Source organism: Arthrobacter sp. D2-10, from assembly GCF_054161285.1.
Genome location: NZ_CP096431.1, coordinates 444494 through 462381 on the forward strand (window position 1 = coordinate 444494; position 17888 = coordinate 462381).

Consider the following 17888-nt stretch of genomic DNA (forward strand, 5'->3'; position numbering starts at 1 on the left):
TTGCTAGAGGGATGACCGAGAACCTTCCAGAGCATCTGCGCGAAGACGTCGGAGCACCCAGCCCCGGTGCTGAATCCGAGGACCAGCATCTGCGCCAGGATGTGAATCTACCCCAGGAAGAGAACGACGGCGGCCCCGAATTCTCCGAAGGACACTTCACCTCCGGGCAGCTCAATGCCGGGCAACAGGTCCCGGGCATGAGCCCGGCCGGCGAGTACAAGAGGGGCCGTGAGGAAGAGCTTGCCCACCAGGACGAGGCTGACTGACGCTTCTCAAGGCACGTGAGAGCATAAACCTATGACCGAACAGCAGCCTGAGCACATCAGTGTCACTCCTGAACAAGCGGCCAAGCACAACCAGGAAAGCCCGGTTCTCCTCGGCAAACTTGATGCCGGACGCGGGCTCCCCGAACAAAACGACGGCCGCGGATCCCGCGGTGAAAGCAGCCAGCCTACAAAGCTGCACGAGCTGGTGGACGAGCCCGCCAAGGTCATGCGCATCGGCACCATGCTCAAGCAGTTGCTTGAGGAAGTCCGCAGCGCCCCGCTGGACGACGCCGGGCGCAGCCGCCTCGCCGAGATCCACGAGCGGTCGGTGCGTGAACTTGAGGACGGGCTCGCGCCCGAGCTGGTCGAGGAACTGCACCGGATCAACCTGCCCTTCACCGACGACTCCGTCCCCACCGATGCTGAACTTCGTGTCGCACAGGCCCAGCTGGTGGGCTGGCTCGAAGGCCTCTTCCACGGTATTCAGACAGCCCTGGCCGCCCAGCAGATGGTCAACCAGCAACTCGCTGCCCAGCTCCAGCTCCGGCAGTTGCCGCCCGGCACGGTCATAGCGCCCGGCGTCGTCGTGGGTGAGGACGGTGAGCCGCGGCGTGCGCCCGGCCCGAGGCCGGCGAACCCGCCGCAGAAGCCCGACACCCATGGCCCGGGCCAGTATCTGTAAGCGCCGGTAGGCGCAGGTGGCACTTTTTGCGGCGGCCCGCCAGGGCCGCAGGGATGATGCTGAGCTCGGCACGGGAGTGTGGCGCCGTGCCCACGACCGCTTCCGGCGCGGACTCGACCGCTATCACCAGATCCTGGAAGGCGTGGAGGACGACGACGTCTACAACGACCTCGCCGGTCTCGCCAACGAACTGGCAGAGTTGCTGCCGCGTGTCCGACAGTGCTGTGTAATGGCGCACTCCCGGCATCCCAGCGAGGGTCTGGACATACCCGGTGCGCTCCTTCAGGTGCACCGGGCACTGTCCCGCGCGGGCAACGCGCTCGCAACCACAGCCGAGGCCGCAGCTATGGCCCGTCTTGACGGGGAACGCTGGGGGATTGCATCGGCCGGGCTCGAGAACGTCCGGCGACGGGCGGACGTCGTTGCCGAGGATGTGGCGGAAGCTGAACGTTTGCTGTCAGGAACCAGCTCGTAGGAATACCTGCCGGCAGGCGTGAGTTAGCACAGTTCGAAGAAGCAATCAGTCATCGAAAGGAACCCATGAGCACCTCACCGAACCTGACTTTCAACGACGGCCGCACCATTCCCCAACTGGGCTATGGCGTCTGGCAGGTCGACGACGCAACGGCGGAGGACGTCGTCGGGCGCGCCTTCAAGGCGGGCTACCGCCACATCGATACCGCAAAGATCTACGGCAACGAAGCGGGTGTGGGCAGGGCGATTGAAGCATCCGGACTGAACCCTGATGAGCTGTTCATCACCACTAAACTGTGGAATGCGGACCAGGGCTACGAGAGCACCCTCGAGGCCTTCGAGGGTTCCATGCAGCGGCTCGGCCTGGAAACGCTGGATCTCTACCTGATCCACTGGCTCCAGCCCAAGCAGGGCAAGTACGTGGACACATGGAAGGCGCTCGTCGAGCTGCAGAAGCGCGGACGGGTGCGCTCCATCGGCGTATCCAACTTCACCGTCGAAGCGCTGCAGGAAATCATCGACGAGACCGGGGTCGTGCCCGCAATCAACCAGGTGGAGACCCACCCTTACCTGAATCAGGCCGAACTGCGCGCCTTCGAAGCGGAAATGGGGATCCTGCATGAGTCCTGGTCACCGCTTGGATCAGGGAAGGGCCTGCTCGAAGACCCGGTGCTCGCCGACATCGCCGAGAAGCGGGGAGCTACCCCCGCTCAGGTTGTGCTCGCGTGGCACCTCGCGCTGGGTCTGGTTGTCATTCCCAAGTCGGTGACCGAGTCCCGCATCATCGAGAACTGGGGTGCACTGGATGTTTCGCTGACTGAGGAAGACATCGAAGCGATCAACGGACTCGACAAGGGCGAGGCAGGCCGCATCGGTGCCAACCCGGCGACGGCGGACTTCGCCTGATCGGCACGTCCCGCGCCAGTCGCGGCTGATTCATTCCGACAAGTGCAGGCATTGCGCGCGTTGCCGTCAACGCATGCAGTGCCTGCACTTTTGTGTGAAGAATGGTCCTCATGCACACGGAAACAGTGGACCTCCTGATTGGCACCTATCCCGCCGACGGCACTGATCCCGGCTCTGGGGAAGGCATCTGGCGGGTTGCCCTCGACCGGCGGAGTGGGAGCCTGACCGGCGAACGCCTGCTGGCGACGACGACGGCGCCCTCCTTCCTCGCGCTGCATCCCTCCCGCCCTGTGCTGTATGCGGTGCGGGAAGCGGAACAGGGGAGCGTCAGCGCCTTCGCCGTCGAGGATGACAGCCTGAATCTTCTGGGTGCAGTTGCGACGGGCGGGTCCTTCCCGTGTCACCTCCGGGTCGCGGAAGGACGGTTATGGGTCGCCAACTACGGCGACGGCGCCATCACCCGGCTGGACCTGAACGAGCAGGGTGAGCCGGTTGAAGACCCGGCGGTATACCGGAACACCGGATCCGGACCCAACCCGGAGCGGCAGGACGGCCCGCACGCGCACTACATCCACGACGCCGGCCACGGGCAGCTGTGGGTGAGTGACCTGGGCACCGACGAAGTGCGCAGGTTCACTGCGTCCGGTCCCAACGGGGTCGTGGTGCAGCTCCCGGCGGGCACAGGGCCACGCCACATGACAACGCTGCCGGGAGGCGCCGTCGTCGTCGTTGGTGAACTGGACTCACGACTGCACGTGCTTCGTACCGACGGGAGCGATTTGCCCCTCAGTCCAGTTCCGGCCCTCGCCGCCTCCGTGCCGGCCGGGCAGCCAAGCCAGCCCTCTCATGTGGACGTCGGAGCGTCCACCGGGACACGGAACCTGTTGTACGCCGCAACCCGCGGCCCCGACGTCCTCGCGGTTTTCACCGTCTCGGGGGAGCAAACGCTGACGCATCTCTCGGATTCACCGGTGGGAGGGTCATGGCCCCGGCACTTCGCGGTCGTGCCTGCCGAGGATGACGCGGCCGACTTCGTGGTTGTGGCGAACCAGGGCTCGTCCACCCTCGACGTGCTGTGCGTCCAGGCTTCCGGCCAGGTCGACCAGGTGCATTCGCTGAACCTTCCCGCCCCTGCCTGCGTCATCCCGGCACGCTGAGCACGGCGTCTGACAGGATGGAGCGCACACCCGCCCACGGCTGGAGGACCGATGGTTGAGAACGATCTGGACGGCGCTTTCACACGCATCAGGGACGTCATGCGCTCCGACGCCGAGTCCGACGAAGCGAACTGGTTGGATTTCAACCGTCGGCTCGACGCGCATTTTCCTACTTTGTATCGGCTCTTCGAGTCCTTGTACGGGGACCGAAACGATTGGCAGGAGCAGCTCACACAGCTCGTGCTCCTCGCCGCGCGTTCATGGGTCGCGCGGCCTCCCGAGCTGAAAGAAGTCGACGACGACCAGGAGCATGACATCGCCTGGTACCTCTCCAACAAGGCGCTGGGAGGCGTCTGCTACGTCGACAGGTACGCGGAGAATCTCGAGGGGTTACGAAGCCGCATCCCCTACTTCAAGGAACTCGGGCTCACCTATCTGCACCTGATGCCGTTGTTCCTTGCCCCGGAGCCGAATTCAGACGGCGGCTACGCAGTCTCGAGCTATCGAGAGGTCCATCCCGGGCTGGGAACAATGGTTCAGCTTCGCGAACTGGCCGCAGAGCTGCGCAGCGCAGGCATCAGGCTGGTCGTCGACTTCATCTTCAACCACACGTCCAATGAACACCTTTGGGCACGCAAGGCGGCGGAGGGAGACTCCCGTTTCAGCGGCTACTACTGGATCTTCCCTGACCGCACCATGCCGGATGCCTTCGAGTCCCACGCCCGGGAAATCTTCCCCGACGACCACCCGGGATCGTTCGTCCAGCTCGACGACGGACGCTGGGTGTGGGCTACCTTTCACAGCTTCCAGTGGGACCTGAACTACTCGAACCCCGAGGTCTTCCGTGCAATGGCGGAGGAAATGCTCTTCCTCGCCAACCAGGGCATCAGTGTCCTCCGCATGGACGCGGTGGCCTTCATCTGGAAGCAGGTGGGTACGTCCTGCGAGAACCTCCCTCAAGCGCATCTGCTCCTGCAGGCCTTCAACGCGGTGTGCAGACTCGCCGCGCCCTCGCTCCTCTTCAAGTCCGAGGCGATCGTCCATCCGGATCAGGTCGCCGAATACATTGATCCGGGGGAGTGTCAGCTCTCCTACAACCCCCTACAGATGGCGTTGATCTGGGAAGCCATGGCCACGCGTGACGTTTCGCTCCTTTCGCAGGCGCTGGAACGCAGGCATAACCTCCCGGAGGGAACATCCTGGATCAACTACGTGCGGAGCCACGATGACATCGGGTGGACGTTCGCCGACGAAGACGCTGCCGAGCTGGGCATCAACGGGTTCGAGCACCGCCGCTTCCTCAACTCCTTCTATGTCAATCGCTTTCCGGGCAGCTTCGCTCACGGGGTTCCGTTCCAGGACAACCCGAGGACCGGTGACTGCCGGATCTCGGGAACGACGGCGTCACTGCTCGGGTTGGAAACGGAACCGGAGGCAGCGGTGCAGCGTATCCTCCTGGCCCACTCGATCACCCTGAGCACGGGCGGTGTTCCGCTGATTTATCTGGGCGACGAGGTCGCGCAGGGGAACGATTACGGCTATGCCGCTGAGCCGGGTCATGAAGCCGACAGCAGATGGGTGCACCGCCCGCACTATCCTGCGGACAGCTATGCGAAGCGTGGGGATCCTTCCACGCCGCAGGGCGCCGTTTACTCCGGTTTGACCGAACTCATCTCCATCCGGGCAGCGACCCCCGAGTTTGAAGGAACCCGTCTGGTGGACTTCCGGACCGGGAACCGGCACGTCCTCGGATATCAGCGTCCCGGCGAAGGCACAGCGGTGCTGGTGCTCGCCAACTTCGGTGACAGTCCGCAGGCCGTGGCGCCGGCTGTCTTATCGGGGTTCAACCGGACGGCGACCAATCTGCTGACGCACGAGCAGGAGAACATGGATGCCGGTATCGAGCTTGCTCCGCGCAGCTTCGTCTGGCTGCGGGTCGCTTACGCGAACTGATAAGGCCTGTCGGAGCGAGCATTTCGACAGTATGCTTACTATTCTGACGTGCAGCCGACAGCGAGGTGACCATGCGAGCAATGGTGTACCGCGGCCCCTATAAGGTCCGTGTAGAAGAAAAAGACATCCCTGCGATCGAACATCCGAACGATGCGATCATCCGGGTAACCAGAGCCGCGATCTGCGGATCGGACCTGCATTTGTACCACGGGATGATGCCGGACACCCGGGTAGGAACCACCTTTGGCCACGAGTTCATCGGTGTGGTCGAAAAGGTAGGTGGTTCGGTGCAGACGCTGAGCCCGGGCGACCGCGTGATGGTGCCCTTCAACGTCTACTGCGGGTCGTGCTACTTCTGCGCCCGCGGCCTCTACTCGAACTGCCACAACGTCAACCCGAATGCCACCGCGGTGGGAGGCATCTACGGCTACTCCCACACGTGCGGCGGGTACGACGGCGGCCAGGCCGAGTATGTGCGCGTCCCCTTTGCGGACGTCGGACCGTCGCTGATTCCTGACTGGCTGGAGGATGAGGACGCCCTCCTCATGACCGATGCCCTCGCCACGGGCTATTTCGGCGCTCAGCTGGGCGACATCGTGGAGGGGGACACCGTCGTCGTCTTCGGGGCAGGTCCGGTGGGACTGTATGCGGCAAAGTCCGCATGGCTGATGGGGGCGGGCAGAGTCATTGTGATTGACCAGCTTGAGTACCGGCTGGAAAAGGCCCGCACCTTCGCGCACGCTGAGACCTACAACTACAACGAATACGACGACATCGTGGTCGAGATGAAGAAGGCGACCGATTATCTGGGGGCCGACGTCGTGATCGACGCGGTGGGCGCCGAAGCCGACGGCAACTTCCTCCAGCAGGTGACCGGGACCAAGCTCAAGCTTCAGGGCGGATCACCCATCGCCCTGAACTGGGCCATCGATTCGGTCCGCAAGGGTGGCACAGTTTCTGTGGTCGGCGCGTACGGACCTATCTTCAGTGCCGTGAAATTCGGCGACGCCGTCAACAAGGGGCTGACCCTGCGAATGAATCAGTGCCCGGTCAAGCGCCAGTGGCCGCGCCTCCTGGAACACATTCGCAACGGCTACCTGAAGCCTAACGACATCGTTACTCACCGCATACCACTGGAGCACATCGCCGAGGGGTATCACATCTTCTCGGCCAAGCTGGACAACTGCATCAAGCCCCTGATCGTTCCGAACGCAAGCTAGGAGAGCGCCGTGCACTCAACGCCATACGTTGCCAACAAGCCAAGGAACACCGAAACCCGTGACGAGCTCCGCGCCCGCATCCCGGGTTGGGGCGCTGACCTGGATCCGGCGGACCGCCCGTCCTATCCGCGGGAGAAGCTGGCCCCCTTCCATACGGGCGCGCACTGGGATTTCCCTGAGCAGCAGCCCGGGGCCGAGAATCGCGAGCATTCCATCGAACACGACATCGTTCCGCCCGTGTTCGGAACCTCCGTTCCGCTCAAGGGCGTTTCCGGTGCAATTCGCCGTCATGCGTATGCGTCCTATAGTGAGGGCCGTGCGGCTCACTGGCTGCTGCTCATCCTCGGCGACAGGGTGGACGCCTGGGAAAGCCACCTGCGTTCAGTTGCGTCCGCGCGACCCGATAACCCGGTGACGGAAACCGGCGTTCTGGCTGAGAAGAGCGCGCACGGCGTCGCGTCACGTTTCGGCGTGAAGCGCTCCGATATCAACCATCAGTGGCTGGACCCGTTGATCGTGGGAGGTCCATGGGTAGCCGCCGGTGGGGTAGCGTTCGCGATCACGAGGAAGCTGGTGCGGCGCGGCCGCTAGCGGCCCTACGAGTGCGCGGATCCGGGCTCGTTCAGCTTCCGGTTCATTTCCGCCCCGGCAGCGTCCGGTGTGACATTGCCGCTCATCCCCATCGCCCGGGACTTGAGGGAGCCACCAAGCACGTTACCTTCGCCCTCCATCAATCCTTTGAACCCCTGCTCTGCCACCAGTGCCGGGTCATCCTTCTTCGAAGTTCCCAACCGCGTGTCCATGAGATCTGCACGTTCGAAGAACTCGGTGTCGGTGGGGCCGGGAAGCAGAGTGGTCACGGTGACGCCTGTATCCTTCAGCTCGTTACGCAGTGCCTGGCCGAACGACTGAACGAACGCCTTGGATGCGCCGTAGACAGCCTGGAACGGCGACGGCATACGTGCAACCACGGATGAGGTAAACAGAATCCTGCCGTGGTTGCGGGCCACCATGTCCGTAGCCACCCGCTTGGCGAGCGCGACCGTCGACACAACGTTGAGGTCGATCAGGCGCAGCTCATCCTCCAGCCGGTTCTCCAGAAACGGTCCGCCGGCGCCGATGCCGGCATTCAGCGCCGCAGCCTCCAGCGGCCGCTTCAGGGCGGTCAGACTGGAGTAAAGGCGGTCGACGCCCTCGCGCTCTGACAGATCGATGCGCTCGGCGTACACCTGCCCGCCAAGGTCTTGCAAGGAGTTCGCCGCGGTGGTGATTTCCGCGTCCTCGGCGACCAGCAGGGCATCGAAGCCGTTGGAAAGGAACTGTTTCGCCAGTTCGTAGCCGATACCGCTCGAAGCGCCGGTGATGAGTGCAAGCGGGCGATCTGTTTCCATGACCGAATCCTCCCAGGAAAGGTAAGCGTGCTGCCTATTCTCGTACGGGGAGGAGCGGAGCGAAAGGGCGGAGACGGGAAACAAGCCCGGCACAGGGCACAAAAAGAGCCTCCTGCCAGAATCGAACTGGCGACCTTCTCATTACGAGTGAGACGCTCTACCGACTGAGCTAAGGAGGCTAGTTGTTGGGCGCCAGGCTGAAACCTGGCCCGTTCAACAAGGAATAACTGTATAAGAGCGTAAGCTCACCGGTCAAAATCAGCAGCGGGCGCCGTCGTCGGGCACCGTGCCGTCGATGAGGAAGTCGTCAACGAGCGACTCGATGCACTCCCCGGAGCGGCCGTAGGCGGTGTGCCCCTGGCCTTCCCAGGTCACGTGGACAGCGGATTCCAACTGATCGGCGAGCGCTAGTGACCACTCGTAGGGGGTGGCCGGATCCCCAGTGGTTCCGATGACCACCATCGGCGGCGCGCCCGGCGCGCTGGCCGGCGCAGGTTCATTGACGGGCTCGTATTCCCAGTTCTCGCAGGCCAGAGCGCCATAGCTCAGGTACTCACCGAACACCTCCGACGACGCCTCCAGCGCCTCGGCCTCCGCTGCCATGGTCTCTGGGTCGGCAGACATTGGATAGTCCAGGCAGGTCACCGCGGTGAACGCATCGGAGGCATTGGTCAAGTATTCCCCGGTCGGCTGCCGTTCAGCGCTCAGGTCGGCGAACCGGAGGAACTCCGTGGGATCGCCTTGAAGTGCACGGTCGATGGCTCCGGTGAGCGCAGGCCAGCTTCCGCTGTCGTACAGGGGAAGCACGAAACCCTGGAAGAACGTCCCGATGGTCACCAGCCGGCCGTCCGACGCAGTCATCGGACTGGCCTCGACCGACTCGAAGAGGTCATCGACGACGGAAACGCCCTCCTCGACATCACCGGGGAGCGGGCAGTCGCTCTGCGACTGGCAGTCTGCGATGTAGCTGCGAAGGGCCTCATCGAACGCCGCGACCTGACCGGCCGTGATCTCGGCAGAGCTCAGCGAAGGGTCCACAGCGCCGTCGAGCACCAAGCGCCCGACCTTCTCCGGGAACAGGCCGGCGTAAGCAGCGCCGAGCTGGGTGCCGTAGGAGAACCCGAGGTAGTTCAGCTTCTCGTCGCCGACGAGGGCGCGCAGAATGTCCATGTCCTTCGCGGCGCTCACGGTGTCAATGTAGCCAAGCAGCTCGCCCGACCGTTCGGCACACAGCTCGGCGTACTCGGCGGAATCTTCCTCGATGAGCGCGATCGCTTCCTCCTCGGTCGCGTCCGGGGGAATCGTTTCTGTCCGGGCTTCCTCGCGTTCCTCATCCGTGAGGCATTCCACCGCCGACGATCGGTTGATGCCGCGCGGGTCGAATCCAATCACGTCGTAGGACTGGCGCAGTCGATCGCTGAGGAGGAACTCCGCGGAATCACGGACTGTGTTGTAGCCGGAGACGCCGGGACCGCCCGGGTTCATCAGGAGCGAGCCCTGAGGCTCGCCCGAGGCGTCAAGACGGATAGCCGCAATGTCGATCGACTGCCGACCCGGGGCGCTGTAATCCAGCGGCACCTTCACGGTGGCGCAGGCAAACTCACCCTCGCACTCCTCCCAGGTGATCTCCTGGGTGTAGAACTCCTGCAGGTTCTCCGGAACTTCGCCGATCACCTCTGGCGGCGCCGTCACCGCGCCGGTGTCCGGACCCGCCGTGCAGCCGGAAAGAACCAGACCGACGACGACGGCGGCCGCACCTGCCAGCGAACGCAGCGGTGAGCGGCGCACGGGTTTGGAGTGGTTCACGCGGAAAGTTCCTTCTCTGGCAGCAGGCTGACGGCCATCGCCTCGATGGCCAGCAGGGGGGCGATATTGGTTCCAACGATCCGGGTGCGCACTTTGTTGATGGCTTCAATACGGGCGAGCGTCTGCTCCGGTGACCCGTGTTCCGCGTAGCGTTCAAGTTCGGGCCGCAGCGGCTCGTTCACAAGGTGTCCGCCGGCGCCGAGCTGAAGCATCAGGACGTCACGGTAGAACGAGGTGAGGTCGGTGAGGGCGCGATCGAAGTAGTCATTCTTGGAACGCTTGGCACGTCGGTTCTGGTCATCCTCCAACCGCTTGACCTGGGCACGGATGGCGGGAGGAAGAGTGCCCGATTCGGGTGCTCCGAGCGAGGTCAGCAGAGCCGCTTTTTCCTCAGCATCGCGCTGCTCAAAGGAACTCTGCGCTTCAGCCTCAGCCAGCTTCACCAGGTCGGCGGCGGCGCGCATCGCGCCGGCAATGTTGCGCAGGTTGAGAGGCAACCGAACGATCTGGTTGCGCCGTTCCCGGGCATCGGAATCGGTAGCGAGCCGTTTTGCCACCCCAATGTGGCTTTGCGCGGCCCGGGCAGCTGCTTCGGCGATGATCGGGTCGATTCCATCGCGCTGCACCAGCAGGTCGGTGACGGCATCGACCGGCGGCACCCGCAGGCTGACGGAGCGGCAGCGGGAACGGATGGTCACAAGGACATCGCCGGGGCTGGGCGCACAGAGCAGCCAGATGGTGCGTGGCGGGGGCTCCTCAATGGCCTTCAGCAAGACGTTGGTACTGCGTTCCTGCATGCGGTCCGCGTCCTCCACGATGATGACGCGCCACCGGCCGGTGGACGGTTTGTCCTGGGCCTTCTTCACCAGCTCACGAGCCTCGTCGATGCTGATGGTGACTTTCTCCGTGGTCACGTTGGTGACGTCCGCGTGCGAGCCGGCCAACGCCGTCGTGCATCCTTTGCACTCACCGCAGCCGCGTTCGGCCAGTAATGGGCGGTCACATAGCAGGGCAGCGGCGAACGCCCGTGCGGCATTTGATCGGCCGGAACCGGGAGGGCCGGTGAACAGCCAGGCGTGATTGGGCTGCTCGGCTGCTGCGGCGCGGCGGAGCTGTTCAACTGCAGCTGCCTGACCGGTCAGGAATGTCCAGACGCTCATGCGAGCCGTTCCCGTACGGACTGTGCGATGACTTCCGCGATCGAATCAACCGGGTCGGATGCATTCAGCACCAGGTACTGTCCAGGGTTGGCTGAGGCCTGCTGGCGGAACGCGGTCCGGATCTGCTCATGGAAGGAGTCCGGCTCGGATTCCATCCGGTCCTCCTCGGCTGCACTGGAGGTTCGGCGCCCGCGTCCTTCGACGTGGTCAACGTCCAGCAGCACCGTGAGGTCCGGGCGCAGTCCCTCAACAGCCCACATGTTGATATCCAGCACGCTATCCGCGCCCAAGCCCCGGCCCACGCCCTGATAAGCCACCGAGGAGTCGATATACCGGTCACATACCACCACCTCGCCGCGCTGCAGGGCCGGCAGGATGACCTGATGCACATGGGCGGCGCGGGCAGCGGCGAAAATCAGGGCCTCAGTGCGGGCGTCAATATGGCCGTGCCCGTGTTCGAGTACGAGGGAACGAAGCTTTTCACCGATCTCCGTGCCGCCGGGCTCGCGGGTACGGATGACCGCATGGCCGTCCGCCTCAAGCGCTTCGGCAAGCCGCGTGGCCTGCGTGGACTTGCCCGCGCTGTCTCCGCCTTCGAACGCGATGAACATGCCAGCGGTGCGGCGGGGAGTCTGAGATGTCACTGGTTCAGCCTACCGACTTGCCCTGACGAACCGCGTTTCAACGGATGGTTCTGTGGATCACCGGGATCGAGCGGGCGCCCACAACCGCTGATCGCGCCAGAATCCGTAATAAGCGCCCGGTCGATGCAGGGACCGCGTACCCGGACCAACTAACCTGATCGAATGACCCAGCACGCGAACCTTGCCCCGGATACGCTCACTGTGGCCGCAGGCCGCCCGCGGCGTGAGCACGATTCTCCTGTCAACCCGCCGATCGTGCTGTCGTCGACTTTCCACGAAACTGTTGCCCCCACGGGCAGCGACCGTATCTATGCGCGCATGTCCAACCCCACCTGGGATCCCTTCGAGGAGGCCCTTGCGGAGCTCGAGGGTGCTGCGCTGCCGGCACTGGCCTTCGCGTCGGGGCTGGGAGCTGCCGCGGCGGCCCTTTCGCTTGTTCCCACCGGGGGAGTAGTTGTCATCCCGCGCCACGCGTACGGTGGCTCCGTTTCGCTGGCGCTCGCCGAGGAGGCCCGCGGGCGGCTCACCGTTCGGCAGGTGGATGTCGCGGACACCGAGCAGGTGCTCGGTCAGCTTGAAGGCGCCGACATGCTGTGGCTCGAAAGCCCCACCAATCCGATGCTCGAGGTCGCCGAGACCGCTGTCCTCGCCGACGCCGCCCATGCCGTGGGCGCCCTCGTCGTCGTCGACAACACTTTCAACACGCCGCTGGTGTGCCGACCGCTGGATTACGGCGCCGACGTCGTTCTGCACTCGGTCACCAAGTATCTTGCCGGCCATTCCGACGTCGTGCTCGGTGCACTGGTCACCTCCAACCCTGAGCTGCGCGACCAGCTGACGTCCTACCGCACGCTCCACGGGGCGATCGCCGGGCCGTTCGAGGTATGGCTCGCGCTGCGCGGACTGCGCACCCTTGCACTGCGGATGGAGCGCAGCCAGGCCAATGCGATGGAACTTGCGCGGCGCCTTGCCGGGCATCCCGCGGTCGAGCGGGTCCGCTATCCGGGACTTCCCACCGATCCGGGCCATGAGCGCGCCACCGCACAGCTCAAGGGCTACGGCGGCATCATCAGCATCGAGCCGGCCGGCGGACGGGAAGCCGCGGACGCCCTCGTGGAAGCGGTCCGCCTGTGGCTGCCCGCCACCTCCCTCGGTGGCGTGGAATCGCTGATTGAACGACGACGACGCCAGCCCGGGGAGCCGAAGACGGTTCCGGAAGCGCTGGTCAGATTGTCCGTCGGTATCGAGAACATCGAGGATCTCTGGGCGGATCTGGAAGCAGCACTCTCCTCCGCGCCGGATAACCGCTAGGCTGATTCCGTGGAAATCGTGCTGTTGACCGAGTTTTGGCTGTTCCGGGGTCTTGCCTTCCTCGCGCTCGGTATCGAACTGTGGGCGCTGGTCGACTGCGCGCAGCGCAAGCCGGCATCCTTCGAAGCCACGTTCAAGCGCACCAAGAGTTTCTGGTTGGGCATGACCGCAGGCGCTGCAGGCATCGGAGCGCTCACAGCCCTGTTCGGCGCCGCCGGACTGTTCGGGCTGCTGCAACTCGTTGCCATCATCGCGGCCTGCGTCTACCTTGCAGACGTGAAGCCGGCGGTCAGCGAAGTCCAGGGTAGCGGGCCGTACGGGCCCTGGTAAGCCTCGGCCTTCTTAGCGGGGCGCTACCGCATCCCAGGCGACTGTCACTTCTCCCAACCGCCACCTCGCCGGGCCGTCAAGAAGCGGCCAACCGGCGTCGCGCATCGACGTGCACATTCGTAGCCAGCGTTGCCGGTTTCCGAATGATCGCAGCGGCGCTGCATCAAGCCAGGCGCGATCCAGCGTCTGCAGGTAGTCGAATACCCGCTCCCCGGGAACGTTGCGGTGGATCAGCGCCTTGGGCAGCCTCTCGGCCACATCGGAGGGCACCTCGAAACCTCCGAACCGGAGGGAAATACTCAGCGACAGCGGTCCTTCCGGGGTGATCGCCACCCACGTCGACCGTCGTCCGATCTCGTCGCAGGTCCCGTCGATGAACAGCCCGTCTGAGGATAACCGGCCGCGCACACGGTTCCAGTGCGCCAGATACTCTTCCTCACCGTACTGACGCAGTACGTTGAATGCGCGTACGACGACGGGACGCCGTCCGCCCAGCGGAACCTCGAATCCGCCCTGCACAAAGCTTAGGCCCGGGCGTGCAAGCGGAAGAGCTGCGCGGACGCGCTTAGGGTCGATCTCAACACCGACCACCTCAACATCGCCCCGGAGCGCCCGCAGGCGGGAGAAAAGTTCGACGGCGGTCACCGGCGTAGCGCCGTACCCGAGGTCCACCACCAGGGGATCATCAGCCCCGCGGATGCGCCAGGCTTGGGGTCCGGTCAACCACCGGTCCATGCGCCGGAGACGATTAGGATTTGTGGTGCCGCGGGTGATCGCTCCAACCGGCTGTCCGGGCTTTCGTTCTGGCACCGTTCAAGGTTACGGGTAATGAAAGGTCCATCGGCTGCACTTCGTGTGCCCCTCATGCCCAAATACGGCAGACTTGAGCCATGACTTCTTACAAAGTGATCCTGCTGCGCCATGGCCAGAGCGAGTGGAATGAAAAGAACCTTTTCACGGGCTGGGTGGACGTGGCGCTGACGGAACTGGGCCGCAAGGAAGCTGTGCGGGGCGGTGAGCTGCTGGTGGAACACGACATCCTGCCGGACATCGTCTACACCTCACGCCAGAAGCGCGCAATCATCACTGCGAACCTCGCCCTCGAAGCGGCAGATCGCAGCTGGATCGACGTCAAGCGCGACTGGCGCCTCAACGAGCGTCACTACGGAGCGCTGCAGGGCAAGGACAAGGCCCAGACGCTTGCCGAGTTCGGTGAGGAGCAGTTCATGGAGTGGCGCCGCTCCTATGACACGCCGCCGCCGCCCCTCGACGATTCCAGCGAGTATTCCCAGGCCAATGACCCCCGCTATGCGGACCTGGGCGAGAACGTGCCGCGCACCGAGTGCCTGAAGGACGTACTCGAGCGCTTCCTGCCCTACTGGGAGTCGGACATCAGCACGGACATCGAGTCCGGCAAGACCGTTCTGATTGCAGCCCACGGTAATTCGCTTCGTGCTCTGGTCAAGCATCTTGACGGCATCAGCGACGCCGACATCGCCTCGTTGAATATCCCGACGGGCATTCCTCTCGTGTACGAACTGGACGAAAACCTGAAGCCGGTCAAGGCCGGCGGTACCTACCTCGATGCCGACGCCGCCGCTGCCGCCATCGAGGCGGTCGCGAATCAGGGCAAGGCCAAGCACTGACTTCCTGCCGGTAGTGCTTCCACCCTGCACCGGGTGGAATCAAACCTTCACAACGACGACGGCCCGCCTCCTGGGGAAGGAGGCGGGCCGTCGTCGCTTGTCCGGCAGGTGGGTCAGTTGAGCGGAGCGCTGGGCTGCCACTCACCGGTGACGAGGTAGGTGACCTTCCGGGCAACAGAGACGCCGTGGTCGGCGAACCGCTCGAAGTAGCGGCTGGCCAGCGTGACATCCACGGTGGTGGGCGCCGAGGCGTTCCAGTCCGCTGCGGCAACCGCCTTGAACACCCCCGCATGAAGTTCATTGACCCGCGCGTTGTGGGCGTAGATTTCATTGCTCAGCTCAAGATTGCGGGTTTCGAGTAGCTCGGTCACCTTGCTGGCGATTGCGATGTCCAGCTGCGCCAGCTCGTTGAAGGTGGGCCGGATGCTTTCGGGGATGACATTCTCCGGGAAGCGAAGGCGGGCGAGCTGGGCGATGTGGCGGGCCAGATCCCCCATGCGCTCGAGCGATGCGCTCATCCGCAGCGCGCCCACGATCATGCGCAGGTCGCTTGCGACCGGGCCCTGCAGCGCAAGGACGTCGATGGCGCGCTCGTCGAGGTCATTCTGCAGGAAGTCGATGCGTGCATCCGCGGCGATAACTTCCTGGGCCAACTCGGTATCAGCTCCCTCGAACGCCGTCGTGGCCTTCTGCATGGCCTCGGAAACCAGCTTCGAGATCTCGATGAGTTCTTCGCCGATCTGGTGAAGCTCCGCCTGAAAAACCTTACGCACGTGGGCGTCCTTTCCCTTTGAGGTACTGAACGGGCGCAGATGCGCAGTCCTGTCCAGCACGTTTTCAGCTGCCTCTTAACTGTTACGCACCTTTAGGTGAACGTTAGTTGAACCACTGGGCCAATGCCACCGGATCAGCAGGGTGCGGTGTAACCACGGCCTAAGCTAGATCCGTGGATCCTGTACTGCTGAGCCTCGTCGCCGGGCTGGTTGGCCTCGCTATCGGCGTGGCCGGCATCCTCGCCTTTCGGGCGAGCGAGGCCCAGCGCCGTGCCCGCCTGGATTCCGACGAACCGATTCTTCCCAAGGGCGCCGCCGATGTGCTGTCCGTCGTCGGGCGTGCCTACGTCATCGTGGACGCGATCGACGGCGTTGTCCGCGCCAGTCCCGCCGCCTACGCTTTCGGGCTGGTTCGGGGCCACACCATCGTGCACAGCGAGCTGCTCGAGCTCACTGCGCGCGTGCGGAGGGACGGCGTCATCGAGGAGCGCCAGCTGGAGCTGCCGCGCGGGCCGCTGGGTCAGGGAACCATCATCGTCCAGGCCCGCGTCGCCGCACTGGGCGAGGAGTACATCCTGATCCTGGCAGACGACCGCACGGAAATAACCCGCACCGAAGAGATCCGCAACGACTTCGTCGCGAATGTGTCCCACGAACTGAAAACCCCGGTGGGTGCCATCTCCCTCCTCGCCGAGGCGCTGGAGGATGCCGCGTCGGACGAGGTGGCTGTGCGCAGGTTCGCCCAGCGGATGCACAAGGAGTCCGGCCGCCTGTCGGCACTTGTCCAGGACATCATCGAACTGTCCCGGCTGCAGGGAACGGATGTGGTCCGCCGCGGAAAGCCGGTCAACATCAACGCTGTGCTCGCGGAAGCAGTGGACCGCAACAAGCTCCCGGCGGAAAGCAAGCAGATCGAGATCGTGGTCGGCGGCACAATCGATGCGCCGGTTTTCGGAGACCCGGACCTTCTCATGACCGCCTTCCGCAATCTGATCGACAATGCCATCCGCTACTCGCCGGAGGGAACCAGGGTCGGTGTGGGTCTCCGCTCGCGGGACGGACTGGCGCAGATTTCCGTGACCGACCAGGGCCTGGGCATCACGCCCGAGGAGCAGGAGCGGATCTTTGAGCGCTTCTACCGCATCGACGCGGCGCGCTCACGCCAGACCGGGGGAACCGGCCTCGGACTCAGCATTGTCAAGCACGTCGTTTCCAATCACGGCGGTGAAGTGACCGTCTGGTCCCAGCACGGTCAGGGCAGCACGTTCACGGTGCGTCTGCCGGAGATGGAAACCACGGACGACGACGCTGGCCTGGCACCCGCTGCCGGCACCGCCGGAGGCGCGCCCACCGGAAGCAAGAAGCACGAGAGTGTGCAGAGCACCAAGGGCAGGACTGCCCAGAATCAAGGAGTTGAAGCGTGAGCCGCATCCTGATCGTTGAGGACGAAGAGTCCTTCAGCGACCCCCTGTCCTATCTGCTCGGCAAGGAGGGCTTCGACGCCGTCGTCGTCGACAACGGACTTGATGCGCTGACCGAGTTCGACCGTGCCGGAGCCGACCTCGTGCTCCTCGACCTGCAGCTACCGGGCTTGTCCGGAACCGAAGTGTGCCGTCAGTTGCGCCAGCGTTCGAGTGTGCCGGTCATCATGCTGACGGCGAAGGATTCGGAAATCGACAAGGTCGTGGGCCTGGAACTGGGTGCCGATGATTACGTCACCAAGCCCTACTCCTCACGCGAACTTGTGGCACGGGTCCGCGCGGTTCTGCGCAGGCAGGGTGAACCGGAGGAGCTGATCTCCAGCACGGTGGCAGCCGGACCTGTGCGCATGGACGTGGAGCGGCACGTTGTCAGCGTCAACGGCAACCAGGTTTCCCTGCCGTTGAAGGAGTTCGAGCTCCTCGAGATGCTGCTGCGCAATTCCGGCCGGGTGCTGACGCGCGGCCAGCTCATCGACCGGGTGTGGGGGTCGGACTACGTCGGTGATACCAAGACGCTCGACGTCCACGTCAAGCGGCTCCGTGGGAAGATCGAGCCCGATCCGTCTGCGCCCCGGCACCTGGTGACCGTGCGCGGACTCGGGTACAAGTACGAGCCCTAACCCCAGAGGGAAGAGCGGGAACACAAAAGGCGCCGGTCATTTCCTGACCGGCGCCTTTTTCGTGGGTT

Annotated in this window: 19 protein-coding genes and 1 tRNA gene; 13 read left to right on the forward strand and 7 right to left on the reverse strand. The window is 64.3% G+C overall.

Annotated features, from left to right (window positions below):
• Positions 1 to 11 precede the first annotated feature (11 nt).
• The 8 genes from M1D74_RS02210 (at position 12) to M1D74_RS02245 (ending at position 7249) form a co-directional block, all read left to right on the forward strand.
• On the forward strand, positions 12 to 266 hold the full coding sequence (locus M1D74_RS02210; RefSeq protein ID WP_309123814.1) for a hypothetical protein: 255 nt from the start codon (positions 12 to 14) through the stop codon (positions 264 to 266).
• Positions 267 to 297: 31 nt separating this feature from the next.
• On the forward strand, positions 298 to 948 hold the full coding sequence (locus M1D74_RS02215; protein WP_309069942.1) for a bacterial proteasome activator family protein: 651 nt from the start codon (positions 298 to 300) through the stop codon (positions 946 to 948).
• Positions 949 to 964: 16 nt separating this feature from the next.
• Positions 965 to 1423: a hypothetical protein gene (locus M1D74_RS02220; RefSeq protein WP_458116341.1), complete on the forward strand. Its 459-nt coding sequence runs from the start codon at positions 965 to 967 to the stop codon at positions 1421 to 1423.
• 65 nt (positions 1424 to 1488) lie between these two features.
• Complete coding sequence (locus tag M1D74_RS02225; protein WP_458116342.1) at positions 1489 to 2328, forward strand: aldo/keto reductase; 840 nt, start codon at positions 1489 to 1491, stop codon at positions 2326 to 2328.
• 110 nt (positions 2329 to 2438) lie between these two features.
• Entirely contained in the window at positions 2439 to 3485 is a 1047-nt protein-coding gene (locus M1D74_RS02230; RefSeq protein ID WP_458116343.1) for a lactonase family protein, read from the forward strand.
• 99 nt (positions 3486 to 3584) lie between these two features.
• Positions 3585 to 5438, forward strand: a complete 1854-nt coding sequence (locus tag M1D74_RS02235; RefSeq protein WP_458117120.1) for an amylosucrase — start codon at positions 3585 to 3587, stop codon at positions 5436 to 5438.
• Positions 5439 to 5509: 71 nt separating this feature from the next.
• The gene (locus M1D74_RS02240; protein WP_309069946.1) at positions 5510 to 6658 is read left to right on the forward strand and encodes a zinc-dependent alcohol dehydrogenase; all 1149 of its coding nucleotides are present in this window, start codon (positions 5510 to 5512) and stop codon (positions 6656 to 6658) included.
• Between the two features lie 9 nt (positions 6659 to 6667).
• Positions 6668 to 7249, forward strand: coding sequence for a hypothetical protein (locus M1D74_RS02245; protein ID WP_458116344.1), 582 nt, complete (start codon positions 6668 to 6670; stop codon positions 7247 to 7249).
• Between the two features lie 5 nt (positions 7250 to 7254).
• Here the strand turns inward: M1D74_RS02245 and M1D74_RS02250 are convergent, their stop codons facing one another.
• The 5 genes from M1D74_RS02250 to tmk all read right to left on the reverse strand — a co-directional run bounded on the left by M1D74_RS02250 (position 7255) and on the right by tmk (position 11626).
• On the reverse strand, positions 7255 to 8049 hold the full coding sequence (locus M1D74_RS02250) for an SDR family NAD(P)-dependent oxidoreductase (protein WP_309069948.1): 795 nt from the start codon (positions 8047 to 8049) through the stop codon (positions 7255 to 7257).
• Between the two features lie 106 nt (positions 8050 to 8155).
• Positions 8156 to 8228 (reverse strand) — tRNA-Thr (locus M1D74_RS02255).
• 79 nt (positions 8229 to 8307) lie between these two features.
• The gene (locus M1D74_RS02260; RefSeq protein WP_458116345.1) at positions 8308 to 9855 is read right to left on the reverse strand and encodes an alpha/beta hydrolase; all 1548 of its coding nucleotides are present in this window, start codon (positions 9853 to 9855) and stop codon (positions 8308 to 8310) included.
• Complete coding sequence (locus M1D74_RS02265; protein ID WP_458116346.1) at positions 9852 to 11015, reverse strand: DNA polymerase III subunit delta'; 1164 nt, start codon at positions 11013 to 11015, stop codon at positions 9852 to 9854. Before M1D74_RS02265 ends, M1D74_RS02260 begins: the two co-directional genes overlap by 4 nt.
• Positions 11012 to 11626 carry a dTMP kinase gene (gene tmk / locus M1D74_RS02270; RefSeq protein ID WP_309123817.1) on the reverse strand — a complete coding sequence of 205 codons (615 nt, stop codon included), beginning with the start codon at positions 11624 to 11626 and terminating at the stop codon, positions 11012 to 11014. The genes M1D74_RS02265 and tmk overlap by 4 nt, the downstream gene beginning before the upstream one ends.
• A gap of 195 nt (positions 11627 to 11821) precedes the next feature.
• On the opposite strand from tmk, the gene M1D74_RS02275 reads away from it, so the two are divergent.
• Together M1D74_RS02275 and M1D74_RS02280 are read left to right on the forward strand one after the other, a co-directional pair.
• On the forward strand, positions 11822 to 12970 hold the full coding sequence (locus tag M1D74_RS02275; RefSeq protein ID WP_458116347.1) for a trans-sulfuration enzyme family protein: 1149 nt from the start codon (positions 11822 to 11824) through the stop codon (positions 12968 to 12970).
• Positions 12971 to 12979: 9 nt separating this feature from the next.
• Positions 12980 to 13300: a DUF2516 family protein gene (locus M1D74_RS02280; RefSeq protein ID WP_309071190.1), complete on the forward strand. Its 321-nt coding sequence runs from the start codon at positions 12980 to 12982 to the stop codon at positions 13298 to 13300.
• A gap of 12 nt (positions 13301 to 13312) precedes the next feature.
• Here M1D74_RS02280 and M1D74_RS02285 read toward each other — a convergent pair whose 3' ends face one another.
• Complete coding sequence (locus M1D74_RS02285) at positions 13313 to 14035, reverse strand: class I SAM-dependent methyltransferase (RefSeq protein ID WP_458117121.1); 723 nt, start codon at positions 14033 to 14035, stop codon at positions 13313 to 13315.
• A 155-nt stretch (positions 14036 to 14190) separates the two neighbouring features.
• Between M1D74_RS02285 and M1D74_RS02290 the strand changes: the two genes are divergently transcribed.
• Positions 14191 to 14946 carry a phosphoglyceromutase gene (locus tag M1D74_RS02290; protein WP_458116348.1) on the forward strand — a complete coding sequence of 252 codons (756 nt, stop codon included), beginning with the start codon at positions 14191 to 14193 and terminating at the stop codon, positions 14944 to 14946.
• Between the two features lie 113 nt (positions 14947 to 15059).
• On the opposite strand, the gene phoU is transcribed toward M1D74_RS02290, so the two are convergent.
• The gene (gene phoU / locus M1D74_RS02295) at positions 15060 to 15719 is read right to left on the reverse strand and encodes a phosphate signaling complex protein PhoU (RefSeq protein ID WP_309071192.1); all 660 of its coding nucleotides are present in this window, start codon (positions 15717 to 15719) and stop codon (positions 15060 to 15062) included.
• Positions 15720 to 15892: 173 nt separating this feature from the next.
• Between phoU and M1D74_RS02300 the strand changes: the two genes are divergently transcribed.
• Positions 15893 to 17143 (forward strand): sensor histidine kinase, encoded by a 1251-nt coding sequence (locus M1D74_RS02300; RefSeq protein ID WP_309071193.1) that lies wholly within the window; start codon positions 15893 to 15895, stop codon positions 17141 to 17143.
• A complete protein-coding gene (locus tag M1D74_RS02305; protein ID WP_309071194.1) occupies positions 17140 to 17820 on the forward strand; it encodes a response regulator transcription factor in 681 nt (226 codons plus the stop codon). The genes M1D74_RS02300 and M1D74_RS02305 overlap by 4 nt, the downstream gene beginning before the upstream one ends.
• Positions 17821 to 17888 lie beyond the last annotated feature (68 nt).